The following is a 13,325-nucleotide window of genomic DNA, read 5'->3' as shown; positions in this document are numbered from 1 at the left end:
TGTCCGCGGGCCAGAGCCTTGTACATCGGTGGGCCTACCGGACAAACGCCGCATAGGTCCAAATCGTTGCACTCGGACATCGTCGGCGCCAGCCCATGCTGGCGCGGCGGGGCGATCCCCTGTGGTTCTGGCGCATTTGAAAACTGCGATCAAGTGGGCATCGCGATTTTTGTATACTATTGCACACCGAAGCCTGCGTCCAGTGTCCTCTGCATGTTTTGGGCGCGCTCCTCTGACGAAACGTTGATTGGTGTTTCATCGGCTCGCGGCTTAGGTTCCCGCAGCAATCGGACAAGTCCGGCGGAGGCCTTGATGCGCAAAATCTTCTCGTATGTCGCCGCGGCCGCGATCTCGGGCCTACCGGGTCTGGCGCAGGCCGGTGACAAGCGGCCGGTTCTGGTCGAGCTTTTCACATCGCAAGCCTGCGCAACCTGCCCCCGCGCGGATGCCTTCCTGCACGAGTTGGCCGCGCGCGAAGACGTGGTCGCCCTGGCGCTGCACGTGGATTACTGGGACTACATTTACGACGATCTTTTCGGCAAACCCGCCCATACCAAGCGGCAATATGGCTACGCCGCCGCCGCAGGGCGCGACATGGTCTACACGCCGCAGATGGTGATCGGGGGGGTGGAAGGCGTGGTCGGCAATCGGCCGAAAGACGTGAACGATATTATCGAGCGGCATCTGGAAGCTCCGCGCGCCGTGTCGATGACGATTTCCCAGAGCAACGGCCAGATAACCATTTCCGCCACGGCGGATGGCGGGTTCGACACACCGCTGATCGTGCAACTCGCCCGGTTCATTCCGCAGCAGACCGTCGCAATCGACCATGGCGAGAATGCGGGGCACACATATTCCTACGTCAATATCGTGACGGATTTGACCGAATTGGGAAACTGGGATCCGGCGCAGCCCCTGGCGCTGACATTCGAGGCGGCGGAGGATGCCAACATCGCCGTCATTCTTCAGCGCCCCGGCTACGGCAAGGTCGAGGCCGCCGCGCTACTGCGGTAGATTCCCGCCGCCCTGCATCTCGGCCATGCGCTCCGCGCCCCGATCGGCCATATCTCCGGTGCCATCCTTCCAGCGTCGGTGTATCCAGAACCACTGATCCATATGCTCCCGCACTTGGCGTTCCAGCCGGGTGTTGAACTCGCGGGTCATCTCAACAGGGTCGCCGGGCGTGATCGGCTCTTCGACATGGATATCGAAATCGAGGCCGTTATCACGCCGTATCCCCCAGACCGGGACAAGCGGCGCGTCGAATTTCAGTGCAAGCTCGGCGGTGACAAGGGATGTCAGGGCAGGCTGGCCAAAGAAGTCCAGCGGCACCCCGCCATGCGCATTGAGGTCATTCAGGATGGCCAGAACGCCGCCGCCGCGCAGATGCTTGGTCATCTGCACCATGCCGCGCCGCCCCTGCTCGAACATCGGCTGGCTGAGCGATCCCATCGCCTCGGTATAATGCACGTTGAAATAGCGGTTCTTCATCGGGCGGTAGAAGACGCCCATCTCGAATCCCTGCTCCACCATTGCGACACGGGCCGCGTTGAAACTGCCCAGATGGCCTGTGACGAAGATCACGGGGCGCCCGTCCTTGCGCGCCTTCTGGATCGCGGACAGGCCGGGGCCGGTAACAGGCGAATGGCGTGCACGGGCAGAGAATTCGGCGGCTGAGAACATCTCCATCATGTTGCGGCCTGCATTGTCGGGGACCCGCCGCATGAGGCGGCGCACATCCGCCTCCGGCAGGTCGGGCCGCGCCAGTGCCAGGTTCTCGCGCACCCGTGACGAATATCCCGCCAGAGGGGCCACGATCCGCGAGGTCATCCATCCCAGCGCGGGGATGCGCCAGCGATAGGGCATGAGGCCCGCCAGCCCGATCAGCGCGAGCAGCACCAGATTGACGACATATTCGCCAGCGCGCTGCGCCAATGGGTCTTTGCTCGGGGTTTTTTCTGTGCTCATGGGTGGCCTCGCCGCATGGATCGGGTTGGGCAGACATAAAGTGCGACCCAGATGATCACAAGGCACGAGGCGACCTGCCAGAATGCGGCGCACCCCTATTCGTCCTCTCCCTCGGGCTGAACCAGCGTAATCTCACCTCCGGCCTGCAGGCGGCGGATGCCATTGACCACCTGTGTCATCGCCTCCTCGCCCTCCTTGATCTTGACACGGCCCAGCTCCTCGATCTCCTCGCGGATGGCATCGGCGAGGCGCCGCGACATGTTGCCGAGAATGAACTCGGCCACGTCGCCCAGATCGCCCGCCGCCGCAGCGGCGAGTGCGGTGACCAGTACGGATTGCTCGACCCCGCGCGCGACTTTGGGCACGTCGGCCTCCGCCACACGGGCCGGGATGTTGGCGAAGGTAAAGATCGCGCGCCGTACCTGTTCGGCAAAGGCTTGATCTTCGGCGTCGAGACCCGTCAGCACGTCATCGCGCAAGGTCGAGGACGTCGAATTCAGGATCGCGCCGATCCGGCTGGCGGGCCCCTCGTCAAACGCGGTTTCGGGGATGTCGTTCAGCTGCGCAGCAAGGGACAGCCCGATGCGGTCCACCGCGCCGGGGGTCACGGCATCGGTGTGAGAGACGGCGAAGGTAACGCGCCGCGCCATGTCGCCTGGCAAGCGGCTGAGCAGATCGGCGGCGCGCGCCACGTCCAGCTTGGACAGCATGACGGCCGCGACCTCGGTGCTTTCGGCGAGGATGATTGGCACCAGATCCTCGACATTGGCGGCGCGCACCTGCTCCCATGGGTCGCCGAACTGGCGTACACCCGCCTCCTTGCGCAGCCGCGCCGCGGTTTGCGGGCTGATGCGCCCGTCAAGCGCCGTCAACGCCCCGGCAACGCCATGCGGAAAGGTCAGGCCCATCGCCTCAAGCTCGCCCGCGAACTCGGTCACGACAGACAGAAGAGTCGCGCGGTCGACATAGCGCATTGAGCCCATCTGCGCGGTCAGTGTGCCCTGCAGCGCATCCGGCAAGTCCGACAGTCGGACATCCGCCCCCTCATTGAGCAGGAATCGCACGATGATCGCCGCCTTCTGGCGCCGTGTCAGCCGGGCGGCGGTGGGCGCGCGCGGCGGCGCGGGCGGCGCGATACGGGCAAGCGGTGTAGGTTGGCTCATGTCGGTCCTCGTGCAGGCCCTTGTGGGCGATGCAGCCAATCTAGACCGGCAAGGGTGAACAAATGTCTAAAACACAAACGCAACGACCGCTTTTCGCGCTCGATACGATGGCATCAATGCATAGCTCGCTTGATCCGCCCCGTTTACGCGGCACGGATGCCAGGTGAATTCCGAAACGGCCCGCCGCGTGGGCGAGCCGCCAGGGCAACCTGTCAGCTGCTGACGGGCAGGCAGGCCTTGGCGTCCGCATCATAGGCGGTGCCAGCGGCGCAGGTCATTGCTTGCGTGCTTTTGTCGTAATTACAGCCCATTGCCAGCGACAAGGTGGGCGCCAGTGTCAGGACAAGTGCGATTCCGAAAGTCTTCATGGAGGTGCCTCCTGTGATTGGGTAACGCTAGGGTAACTTCATACCCCTTGCGCCACCTAATCACTTTTTCGCAGGCCCGTTGCCTGGCCTCAGTCCTTGAAGACGCGGGCAAAGATCGTGTCGACATGTTTGGTATGGTAGCCAAGGTCGAATTTCTCTTCGATCCCGTCCTCGCCAAGTGCCGCGACGACCTCCTTGTCGGCCAGAAGTTCGGCCTTGAAATCGGTGCGCTCTTCCCAGACTTTGAGGGCGTTGCGCTGGACCATCGCATAGGCGTCCTCGCGGCTGACACCGGCCTGCGTCAGCGCCAGCAGGACCCTCTGGCTCATCACCAGGCCGGGAAATTTGTTCATGTTGGCCAGCATGTTGTCGGGATAGATGATCATCTTGTCCACAACGCCGGCCAGACGGGCCAGCGCGAAATCCAGCGTAATCGTCGTATCCGGGCCGATCATGCGCTCGACTGAGGAATGCGAGATGTCACGCTCGTGCCAGAGGGCCACGTTCTCCATCGCGGGCACCACGGCAGAGCGGACCATGCGCGCAAGACCGGTCAGGTTTTCGGTCAGCACCGGGTTCTTCTTGTGCGGCATGGCCGAGGAGCCTTTCTGGCCCATCGAGAAAAACTCCGCGCCCTCCAGCACTTCGGTGCGCTGCATGTGGCGGATCTCGATCGCGACGTTCTCGATGCTGCTGGCGATCACGCCCAGCGTGGCAAAGAAGGCGGCGTGGCGGTCGCGCGGGATCACCTGCGTGCTGATCGGCTCGGGGGCGAGGCCCAGCTCCTTGCAGACATGCTCCTCGACGGCGGGGTCGATATTGGCGAAGGTGCCGACCGCGCCGGAGATGGCGCCGGTGGCGATCTCTTTGCGCGCGGTCTGCAACCGCTCCAGGTTGCGGTCCATCTCGGCGTAAAAACGCGCGAAGGTGAGGCCCATTGTCGTCGGCTCGGCATGGATGCCGTGGCTGCGGCCGACGCGCACCGTGTCCTTGTGTTCGTAGGCGCGGCGCTTGAGCGCAGCCAGAAGCGCCTTCATGTCCTTGATCAGGATGTCGCTGGCACGGACCAGTTGCACGTTGAAGCAAGTGTCGAGCACGTCCGAGCTGGTCATGCCCTGATGCACGAAACGCGCCTCGTCGCTGCCGACATGTTCGGCCAGATGGGTGAGGAAGGCGATGACGTCATGCTTGGTCACGGCCTCGATCTCATCAATCCGGGCCACGTCGAATTCCACGTCCTTGGCCTTCCAGACGGCCTCGGCATTCTCGCGCGGGATCACGCCCAGATCGGCCATCGCGTCGCAGGCATGGGCCTCGATCTCGAACCAGATGCGGAACTTCGTCTCGGGCGACCAGATGGCGACCATTTCGGGGCGGGAATAGCGTGGAATCATGGGCAGGCCTCTGCGCTTGGGTGGCGGTTGCGCGGGGTTTAGCCCGCGCGCGTCCCGATGCCAAGGCGCGGGGTGACTAGCCCTCCCGCGTCACGATTTCGGATGTCGCCTCAAGCGTGCGGTGTACCGGGCACTTATCGGCGATCTGCAGAAGGCGCGCGCGCTGATCTTCGGTGAGCTCGCCCTCAAGAAAGACGGTGCGCATGAAACGATCCACCTTTGCGGGCGAGGCACCTCCGGCATCCTGCGCGTGCACCTTGTCGTGGCACACATCGACGCGCACGTGCTCCAGCGGCCATTCCTTGCGCCGCGCATACATGCGAATCGTCATCGATGTGCAGGCGCCAAGCCCTGCGGACAGGAAACCATAGGGCGACATGCCGCGATCAGTGCCGCCATAAGCAAGTGGCTCGTCCGCGAGGGCGTGGTGGCGTGGGCCGGAATTGATATCCTGCAGGAAGCCTTCCGCATCCGCCTCGCTGACCCGCACGATGCCTTCTGGCGCGCCGGGGGGCGGCGCAGGGGGGCGCAGTTCCAGATAGCGCGCGGCCCATGCGGCGATGACCCCGGCGGCGTACTCGGCGTCGTCCGGCCGGGTGATCAGGTGATCGGCCTTGCAGAGGGTCACAAAGCTTTTGGGGTGGCGCGCGGCGCGGAAAATCTCGGCGGCGTTGTCGATGCCGACCACGGCATCGAGCGGTGCATGCATGATGAGCAGCGCCTTCTTAAGGTTGGCGATATCGGGGGCGAGCGCCGCGGCGCTGACATCCTCGACGAAATCACGCCCGATGCGGATGGGCCGTCCGCCCAGATCCACCTCGGCGCTGCCATCTGCCTCGATCCGGTCCAGCGCGCCGGCGAAGTTGTGCATGACGTGACCGGGATCAAAGGGCGCGCCGATTGTCACCACAGCCTTGACCGAAGGCAGGCGCCCGGCCACGCGCAGCACCGCCGCCCCGCCCAGCGAATGTCCGATCAACAGGCTGGGGGCCATGTCGCGCGCGTCCAGCGCCTGCGCGGCCAGCGCAAGGTCCTCGACATTCGAGCTGAACGTAGTGTTCTCGAACTCGCCCTCGGAATGGCCAAGACCGGTGAAATCGAAGCGCAGCACGGCGATGCCCGCGCCCGCGAGGCGCGCGGCGATGCGGCGGGCGGCGTGACTATCCTTGGAGCAGGTAAAGCAATGCGCAAAGAGCGCCGTGGCCAGATGCGGCCCATCGGGCAGGTCCAGCCGCGCGGCGAGTTCGGCGCCATCATGGCCGGTGAATGTCAGGCGTGTTGTGGGCATTGGCGCGGTCCTCTTGGCTGGCAGGACAAGAGTAGACATGTGCGTGCCGGCTTGCACCCCTTACGTATCATTTGTCACGCCAAGGTGAGGTCAGGCGAGCCCGCCGCTCAGCGCCGGATCGAACGGGTAGTGCGTCAGATTCTCATAGCCGTTCTCGGTGATCAGCACCTGATCCTCCAACTTGATCGAGAAGTCACCCCCCTCGGGGCTGATCAGTGCCTCGACGCAGAGCGTCATGCCCGGCTCCAGCGCGTAATCGAACGCACCCGGCACCGCCTGATCTGGATAAGCAATCAGCGGCCATTCATCGCAAAGGCCGACGCCATGCATCAGACAGCCATACTTGCCGCGCTGGTGTTGCGGCGCGAGGTGATGCGCGCGCTCGGTGATCTCGGGGATGGTGATGCCGGGGCGCAGCAGCTCCATGTTGTGCCGGATATGCTCGATCCCGTGCAGCATCGCGTCGATCATGTCCGGACGGGGCTTTGCTTCGCCGATCCACCACGTGCGGCTGATATCGACGCAGATCCCGTAGCTGCCGATGAGGTCGGTGTCGAAGGCCACGATCTCGCCCTCCTGCACGATGCGCCCGCCGCATTCCTGGAACCACGGATTCGTGCGCGGGCCGGAGGTCAACAGGCGCGTCTCGATCCACTCGCCGCCCCGGCGGATATTCTCGGCGTGCAGCACGGCCCAGATATCATCCTCGGACATGTTGCCGCGCGGAACGCCCTCTCTCGCCGCATCCTCCATGGCCTTTACCGCTACCTCGCAGGCATGGGAGGCGCAGCGCATCGCGCGAATCTCGTCCGGGCCCTTGATGGCGCGGCATTTCTCGGTCAGCTCCTCGCCGGGGATCACCTCGATCCCTTGCGCCTCAAGCGCACGCAGGCCATGCAGCATGATCTTGTCAACCGCGAGGCGGGTGTTGCCGGGGGCATGTTCGTCCAGCAGAAGGCGCACCTCATTCGAGAAGACATCGGCAGCCACGTCGATCCTGTCGCCCCGGTCGAAATAGAAAAGATCCGCCCCACTGCGCTGCTCGGCTACCCACGGGTTGAACTCGCTGAGGAAGGGCGAGTTCTTGTAATCCCAGATCACCATGTAGCCATCGGCGCAGAGCAGCACGGCGCGGAACGGGTTATGCGTGTTCCAAAGCTGCATGTTGGTGCTGTCGGTCGCGTAGCGGATGTTGAGCGGATCGAACATCAGCACGCCCGCATAGCCGCGCTGAACCACATGCCGCGTCAGCCGCTCCCAGCGATAGCGGCGCATTTCCTGCAGATCCGGCAGCTCCAGCCCGGCGGTGGCCCATTCGGAATAGGCGAGCCGCGTCGGACCGATCTCTACCCGGTCTTGATCATTCGGGGTGTTGTCGCCCAGCGTCTTGCCGCGTGTGGGGTCGATTTTGCGTGTATCGCGGTAATGCAGGTTCATGGTTGCGGCTCCGGCAGGGTGCGGGGCCAGCGTGACGCAGGGGCAAGGCAGGCGTCGCATCCATTTCCGACGCCGGGCTGCCGCATATGCGCAAAATCAAAGGAAGGGCAGCGAATCCTCGCGCAGGAGATTGTATATGAAAAGCGCGGCGCCAATGCTGGGCACGTGCAACATCATCGACAGGCTGAAGGTATAGAGTGTCAGATGCATGGGCAGGCTGATGGCTTGTTCAGGGTCGATCTCGGTCAATATCTGGCGCAGTTGAGCCACGCGGTCGCGCTCGTCGTCACCCACTTGTGCAGTGTCCTGCACTGGCAAAGCGTCCGGCGCCGTCCCGACAAGGCGCCCCGATTGCAAACGAACCTGTTGCTTCTTGGCTTTGGACCGCTTTTGGTATTCTTCGGCATCACGGTGAGCCAGCAGGATGTGCGGCGACCAGCAGGCGCGCGTCTTCGACAGATCTTCGGCGTAGTTTATTGGTGGATCCACCGGGTTCGGGGCGCTGGGCGTGTCCGTGCTCAGAACGGCCTCGGTCATGAAGTCGATCAGATCGGAATCGATCTGGCGATCCACGTCGCAGCGGTAAACGCTATCCGTCGGAAACCGGGCCTCGGCATGTTTGAGGACCCTGTTCGCCATTGCGCTCATGGCCGTGTCATCCGGGATGGGACCCTTGTATTCGGGCGACGGCCCGACCACCATTATCAAGTACCAGTTTTTCTTGCGAACACCCGGTGCGACCCAGCCAAGGGCAACGCGGATAGGACCACGATCAAAGATCGCGATGTCGTCGCCATCGCGGGTCAACTGGCTCTGGCCGCCGCCGGCGCGAGTCAGTTTCCTGTCGAACTCACCGACGAGCGATTCGAAACTCATCGGTGGGCGGCTGGCGAACTCGAAGGCTGCAGCAGTTCCAGTGTATTGCGGTCGCATAATCTTTCCTGATCCTAACGATTGTCCACGGAATCAGTTGGCCCTGCAATCTGGGGGATATTTAGATAAGATTGTGTCTACTATGTGGAATGCTCGCTTAGGGAGAATGGGTGCCGAGTTTGTTAGCGCCCGACGCGTTCGGCGGAATAGGCAATGGCGCGCTGGTAGTTGCCGGAATCGTTCCACGCCGAGAGGACGCTAAAATTGCTGGTGCCCTCGCCAAAAGGCTGCCCCGCGCGCCAGCCATTCGCCCGAAGCATGTTGGCGGCGGTGGCCAGCGCATCGGCCGCCGAATAGGGATCGGCGCGGCCATTGCCATCCGCGTCTACGGCGTATTTCACCCAGTTCCCCGCTAGAAACTGCATATGACCCAGCTCGCCCGACGGCCCGCCTTGGGTGCCCGAGGAAATGACGCCGCTATCCACCAGTTGCAGCGCCGCGATGGCGTGCGGCACAAAGCGCGGATAGCGGCGGCAATAGGAGGACAGCGTCACAGCGCCGCTGACGATAGGTGTGCGGCCCATATACCCGCCCCAACTGGTCTCCAGCCCCCAGATCGTGGCCAGAACACTTCCCGGCACGCCAAAGCGCTGCTCGATTGCCGCGAATGTATTTGGGTTGCGGGCAATACTGTTGCGCACCTGCGCGATAAAGCTGTCTGCGGACGCGCCGGATCGTTTCGCCAGAAAACGCGACGGGTCGGATTGCAGCGTGCCGGTCTGGCTGGAGGGCTGCGATTCAAAGCGCCAGGTGATGTCGGACAACCCCGCCTGCGCCAGCGCTTGCTGGCCGCGCTGTGTCACGCCCTGCGCAGCCGCGGTCTGCATGAGCGATTGCTTGTATTGATTGAAGGCACCCTTGTTGGTGATGCATTGGCTGGCCGCAGGAGCGGCAAAGAGAGCGGCGAGAAGCGAGAGGGCAATGAGGCGCATGATGGTCCCGAAGTTGTTTGACGTCTGACAGCAGCCTAGCGGGCACGCGGCCCGCTGCCTAGCCCGGCCTTGGCACAGAAAGGGCCGTCCGGACGAAAAAGGGCGCCCGGTCAGGGCGCCCTCGGGTAGATCGGTGATCCGATTTGGGTCAGCAGCTGTAGTACATGCCGAATTCCACCGGGTGCGGCGTCGTTTCGTATTTCAGGACCTCTTCCATCTTGAGGTCGATATAGCCCTGCACCTGATCGCGGGTGAAAACGTCACCGGCCAGCAGGTAGTCCATGTCGCCCTGCAATTCGGTCACTGCTTCGCGCAGGCTGCCGCAGACGGTGGGGATGCCTTCCAGTTCTTCGGCCGGCAGATCGTAGAGGTTCTTGTCCATCGCCTCGCCGGGATCGATCTTGTTCTTGATGCCGTCAAGACCGGCCATCAGGAGCGCCGCGAAGGCCAGGTAGGGGTTTGCCGCCGGATCGGGGAAGCGGGCCTCGACGCGCTTGGCCTTGGGGCTCTCGGTCCACGGGATCCGCACGCAGCCGGAGCGGTTGCGCGCGGAATAGGCGCGCAGCACGGGCGCCTCGAAGCCGGGCACCAGGCGCTTGTAGCTGTTGGTCGTCGGGTTGGTGAACGCGTTCAGTGACTTGGCGTGCTTGAGGATGCCGCCGATGAACCACAGCGCTTCCTGACTTAGATCGGCGTATTTGTCGCCCGCAAAGAGCGGCTTGCCGTCCTTCCAGATCGACATGTTGACGTGCATCCCGCTGCCGTTGTCGCCGTAGATCGGCTTGGGCATGAAGGTGGCCGACTTGCCATAGGCCTGCGCCACGTTGTGGATGACGTACTTGTATTTCTGGATCTCGTCCGCCTGCTTGGTCAGCGTGCCGAAGAGAAGGCCCAGCTCGTGTTGGCAGGACGCGACCTCGTGGTGGTGCTTGTCCACCTTCATGCCAAGACGCTTCATCGTCGACAGCATCTCGGCGCGGATGTCATGCGCGTCGTCGGTCGGGTTGGTGGGGAAGTAGCCACCTTTAAGGCCTGGTCGGTGGCCCATGTTGCCCATCTCGTATTCAGTGTCGGTGTTCCACGACCCGTCCTGCGCGTCGACCTCATAGGAGACCTTGTTGACGGTATTGGCATAGCGCACGTTGTCGAAGAGGAAGAACTCGGCCTCGGGCCCCATGAAGGCCGTATCGCCGATGCCGGAGGATTTGAGATACGCCTCGGCCTTTTCGGCGGTGCCGCGCGGGTCGCGCTCATACGATTCGCCAGTGTCCGGCTCCACGATCGAGCAATGCACGCAGATCGTCTTCTCGGCATAAAATGGATCGATATAGGCGCTGCCCGTGTCCAGCATCAGCTTCATGTCCGACGCTTCGATCGATTTCCAGCCCGCGATGGACGAGCCATCGAACATGAAGCCTTCCTCGATGAAGTCCTCGTCGACCAGATCGACGACCATGGTCACGTGCTGCAGGCGGCCGCGTGTGTCGGTAAAGCGGATGTCGACATATTCGACACCCTCGTCCTTGATGGTCTTGAGCAGATCAGATGCGCTCATATCTTAGTCCTCCGCTTGGAAATTCTCAGGGGCTATGGTTTTGGGATGATGATCAGAGTGCGTCCGAGCCGGTTTCGCCGGTGCGGATGCGGATGGCCTGTTCGACCGGGCTGACAAAGATCTTTCCGTCGCCGATCTTGTCGGTCTTTGCGGCCTCGATGATCGCCTCGATGGCGCCGTCGACCTGATCGTCGTCCAGCACGACGTCAATTTTGACCTTCGGCAGGAAATCGACGACATATTCGGCGCCGCGATAAAGCTCGGTATGGCCCTTCTGGCGGCCAAAGCCCTTGACCTCGATCACGCTGAGGCCTTGAATCCCTGCGTCCTGCAGGGCTTCTTTCACCTCGTCCAGCTTAAAGGGTTTTATGATCGCCTCGATCTTTTTCATCGCCGGAACTCCTTTGGCAGCGTCGCGTCGCGCCCGTCAGATCATGTGGGCGTACAAGGCTCAATGGTGCGGCTGCACACCGGCGCTAAACGGTCGGAGATTGGCGGGGGAATGCTCAAAAATGTGGCAGGGTGATCAAAAAATAGGCACTACTGAAACCATGGGGAGGTCAAAATGACCCGGGCGCTTACAGCCGCGCAGATGCGCGCGATCGAGGAGACGGCGATTCTTTCCGGCGCGGTCACCGGACGCACGCTGATGGAGCGTGCCGGGCAAGGCGTGGTGGAGGCGGTGCTCGCCAATTGGCCCGCATTGTCTGCCGGCACGCACCGAGCGGTCGTGCTCTGCGGGCCGGGCAATAATGGCGGCGACGGTTTTGTCGTGGCGCGCCTTTTGCGGGGCCGAGGATGGGACGTCGAGGTGTTTCTCTACGGTGATCCGGCGCGGCTCCCCCCCGACGCGCAGGCGAATTATGACCTCTGGGCCAAGGAAAACACCGCGCGCGCATTGACTCCGTGCGCCTTCCGCGGCTCCGCCCAAGCAGACATATACATCGACGCGATCCTTGGCACAGGCCTTGCCCGTCCGGTTACCGGCGATCTGGCCGCGATCTTGCGCTATCTGGCCGGCCAGGGTGGTGATCGGCCTCATTTCGAGCCGCGCCTCGTCGCAGTCGATATTCCCTCGGGCCTTGGCAGTGATGACGGGCGCATACCGGGCGTGGGGCCGGACGCCCTCGCGCCGCCATGCCCGTTCTGCGCGCTGACTGTCACCTTCCATGCGCCCAAGCGCGGTCACCTGATGGCCCGGGGTCCGGATCATTGCGGCGCGTTGGTGGTCAAGGATATCGGCCTGCCAAGCGATCCTTTAATGAGCTGAATGACACGCCCGCCGGAGGCCAGAATGCATCATTGTCCACGCCAGATCACCCGCTCTGCCGCCCGTATCGACAGCCTGCGCAAGGCGGGCGGTGCGCATAAATACGACCACGGTCACGCGCTGGTGCTGACCGGCGGGCCGGGGGCGACCGGCGCGGCGCGGCTGGCCGCGCGGGCCGCGCTCAGGATCGGGGCCGGTCTGGTCACGCTGGGCGTGCCGCCCGCTGCGCAGCTGGAGGTGTCCGCGCATGAGACGGCCGTGATGCTGAAGCGGATCGTGGATGGCGATGCGCTGACCGCCGCATTGGAGGATGAGCGGATCAACGCGCTATGCGTTGGGCCCGGCCTTGGCATTGCGCGCGCGGCGCCGCTGCTCCGCGCCATGGAGGGCGCCCAGCCCCGAGGGGCGGTGATCGACGCCGATGCGCTGACCGCCCTTGCCGAGGACGCGTCGCTGGTGGGCGTACTGAATGACCGCTGCGTCCTGACCCCGCATCAAGGTGAGTTTGCGCGGCTCTTTCCCGATCTGGAGGTTCCTGCCGATGATCTGGAGGCGCGGGCGCAGGGCGTTCGCGCGGCCGCCGCGCGGGCAGGCTGTATAGTTCTTCTCAAGGGAGCGGATACGCTGATCGCCGCGCCGGACGGTGCATGCAGTCTGCACTCTGCGCGCGCGGACCGCGCTGCGCCGTGGCTGGCCACCGCAGGGGCGGGCGATGTCCTGGCCGGGATCATCACGGGCCTCCTTGCGCGCGGGCAGGCCCCGATGCAGGCGGCGGAAACCGCCGCCTGGCTTCATGTGGAGGCAGCCCTCATCCACGGGCCGGGCCTGATCGCCGAAGATTTGCCCGAGGCGTTGCCTCAAGTCCTCCGCGCGCTCGGCGTCTAGCTGTAAGCTTTCAACAGGTTGTCCGTTCGATCCCTTGCGAGTTGGTTGGAGTTAGCAAGCACCAATGCCGTTCGGAGGGATCGAATGAACGAACATCAGAATGCCAGACTAACGCCTTTGGGTCGAGATCGC

The 13,325-nt window shown here is 63.6% G+C and carries 13 protein-coding genes; 3 read left to right on the top strand and 10 right to left on the bottom strand.

Annotation, left to right across the window (positions count from 1 at the left end):
- The first annotated feature begins 312 nt into the window (after positions 1–312).
- Positions 313–1,014, top strand: coding sequence for a DUF1223 domain-containing protein (locus ACEWPM_RS17280; protein WP_393963772.1), 702 nt, complete (start codon positions 313–315; stop codon positions 1,012–1,014).
- Here the strand turns inward: ACEWPM_RS17280 and ACEWPM_RS17275 are convergent.
- From ACEWPM_RS17275 to ACEWPM_RS17230, 10 genes are all read right to left on the bottom strand, one after another.
- Complete coding sequence (locus ACEWPM_RS17275) at positions 1,003–1,968, bottom strand: lysophospholipid acyltransferase family protein (RefSeq protein WP_393963771.1); 966 nt, start codon at positions 1,966–1,968, stop codon at positions 1,003–1,005. The two genes, ACEWPM_RS17280 and ACEWPM_RS17275, sit on opposite strands and share 12 nt — an antisense overlap.
- Positions 1,969–2,063: 95 nt before the next feature.
- Positions 2,064–3,131, bottom strand: a complete 1,068-nt coding sequence (locus tag ACEWPM_RS17270; protein ID WP_393963770.1) for a flagellar motor switch protein FliG — start codon at positions 3,129–3,131, stop codon at positions 2,064–2,066.
- Between the two features lie 212 nt (positions 3,132–3,343).
- Positions 3,344–3,499, bottom strand: a complete 156-nt coding sequence (locus ACEWPM_RS17265) for a hypothetical protein (RefSeq protein ID WP_393963769.1) — start codon at positions 3,497–3,499, stop codon at positions 3,344–3,346.
- A gap of 89 nt (positions 3,500–3,588) precedes the next feature.
- On the bottom strand, positions 3,589–4,893 hold the full coding sequence (gene purB, locus ACEWPM_RS17260) for an adenylosuccinate lyase (protein WP_393963768.1): 1,305 nt from the start codon (positions 4,891–4,893) through the stop codon (positions 3,589–3,591).
- A 76-nt stretch (positions 4,894–4,969) separates the two neighbouring features.
- The gene (locus ACEWPM_RS17255; protein WP_393963767.1) at positions 4,970–6,181 is read right to left on the bottom strand and encodes a bifunctional alpha/beta hydrolase/OsmC family protein; all 1,212 of its coding nucleotides are present in this window, start codon (positions 6,179–6,181) and stop codon (positions 4,970–4,972) included.
- A 90-nt stretch (positions 6,182–6,271) separates the two neighbouring features.
- Positions 6,272–7,618: a dimethylsulfonioproprionate lyase DddP gene (dddP, locus tag ACEWPM_RS17250; protein ID WP_393963766.1), complete on the bottom strand. Its 1,347-nt coding sequence runs from the start codon at positions 7,616–7,618 to the stop codon at positions 6,272–6,274.
- A gap of 96 nt (positions 7,619–7,714) precedes the next feature.
- Positions 7,715–8,494: a hypothetical protein gene (locus ACEWPM_RS17245; RefSeq protein ID WP_393963765.1), complete on the bottom strand. Its 780-nt coding sequence runs from the start codon at positions 8,492–8,494 to the stop codon at positions 7,715–7,717.
- A 179-nt stretch (positions 8,495–8,673) separates the two neighbouring features.
- Positions 8,674–9,483, bottom strand: coding sequence for a lytic murein transglycosylase (locus ACEWPM_RS17240; protein ID WP_393963764.1), 810 nt, complete (start codon positions 9,481–9,483; stop codon positions 8,674–8,676).
- A 148-nt stretch (positions 9,484–9,631) separates the two neighbouring features.
- On the bottom strand, positions 9,632–11,038 hold the full coding sequence (gene glnA, locus ACEWPM_RS17235; protein ID WP_393963763.1) for a type I glutamate--ammonia ligase: 1,407 nt from the start codon (positions 11,036–11,038) through the stop codon (positions 9,632–9,634).
- 52 nt (positions 11,039–11,090) lie between these two features.
- On the bottom strand, positions 11,091–11,429 hold the full coding sequence (locus tag ACEWPM_RS17230; protein WP_393933467.1) for a P-II family nitrogen regulator: 339 nt from the start codon (positions 11,427–11,429) through the stop codon (positions 11,091–11,093).
- 174 nt (positions 11,430–11,603) lie between these two features.
- On the opposite strand from ACEWPM_RS17230, the gene ACEWPM_RS17225 reads away from it, so the two are divergent.
- Both ACEWPM_RS17225 and ACEWPM_RS17220 read left to right on the top strand, forming a co-directional pair.
- On the top strand, positions 11,604–12,308 hold the full coding sequence (locus ACEWPM_RS17225) for an NAD(P)H-hydrate epimerase (protein ID WP_393963762.1): 705 nt from the start codon (positions 11,604–11,606) through the stop codon (positions 12,306–12,308).
- A gap of 24 nt (positions 12,309–12,332) precedes the next feature.
- Complete coding sequence (locus tag ACEWPM_RS17220; protein WP_393963761.1) at positions 12,333–13,193, top strand: NAD(P)H-hydrate dehydratase; 861 nt, start codon at positions 12,333–12,335, stop codon at positions 13,191–13,193.
- Positions 13,194–13,325 lie beyond the last annotated feature (132 nt).

Source organism: Roseovarius maritimus (genome assembly GCF_043355895.2).
In the GTDB taxonomy this organism is placed as follows: Bacteria; Pseudomonadota; Alphaproteobacteria; order Rhodobacterales; family Rhodobacteraceae; genus Roseovarius; species Roseovarius maritimus.
Note: the sequence above shows the minus strand (reverse complement) of the source record. Positions and strands in the feature narration are given on the sequence as shown.

Coding starts and splice junctions, on each gene's coding strand:
- ACEWPM_RS17280 (WP_393963772.1), top strand. CDS start 313: ATGCGCAAAATCTTCTCGTATGTCGCCGCGGCCGCGATCTCGGGCCTA.
- ACEWPM_RS17275 (WP_393963771.1), bottom strand. CDS start 1,968: ATGAGCACAGAAAAAACCCCGAGCAAAGACCCATTGGCGCAGCGCGCT.
- ACEWPM_RS17270 (WP_393963770.1), bottom strand. CDS start 3,131: ATGAGCCAACCTACACCGCTTGCCCGTATCGCGCCGCCCGCGCCGCCG.
- ACEWPM_RS17265 (WP_393963769.1), bottom strand. CDS start 3,499: ATGAAGACTTTCGGAATCGCACTTGTCCTGACACTGGCGCCCACCTTG.
- purB (WP_393963768.1), bottom strand. CDS start 4,893: ATGATTCCACGCTATTCCCGCCCCGAAATGGTCGCCATCTGGTCGCCC.
- ACEWPM_RS17255 (WP_393963767.1), bottom strand. CDS start 6,181: ATGCCCACAACACGCCTGACATTCACCGGCCATGATGGCGCCGAACTC.
- dddP (WP_393963766.1), bottom strand. CDS start 7,618: ATGAACCTGCATTACCGCGATACACGCAAAATCGACCCCACACGCGGC.
- ACEWPM_RS17245 (WP_393963765.1), bottom strand. CDS start 8,494: ATGAGTTTCGAATCGCTCGTCGGTGAGTTCGACAGGAAACTGACTCGC.
- ACEWPM_RS17240 (WP_393963764.1), bottom strand. CDS start 9,483: ATGCGCCTCATTGCCCTCTCGCTTCTCGCCGCTCTCTTTGCCGCTCCT.
- glnA (WP_393963763.1), bottom strand. CDS start 11,038: ATGAGCGCATCTGATCTGCTCAAGACCATCAAGGACGAGGGTGTCGAA.
- ACEWPM_RS17230 (WP_393933467.1), bottom strand. CDS start 11,429: ATGAAAAAGATCGAGGCGATCATAAAACCCTTTAAGCTGGACGAGGTG.
- ACEWPM_RS17225 (WP_393963762.1), top strand. CDS start 11,604: ATGACCCGGGCGCTTACAGCCGCGCAGATGCGCGCGATCGAGGAGACG.
- ACEWPM_RS17220 (WP_393963761.1), top strand. CDS start 12,333: ATGCATCATTGTCCACGCCAGATCACCCGCTCTGCCGCCCGTATCGAC.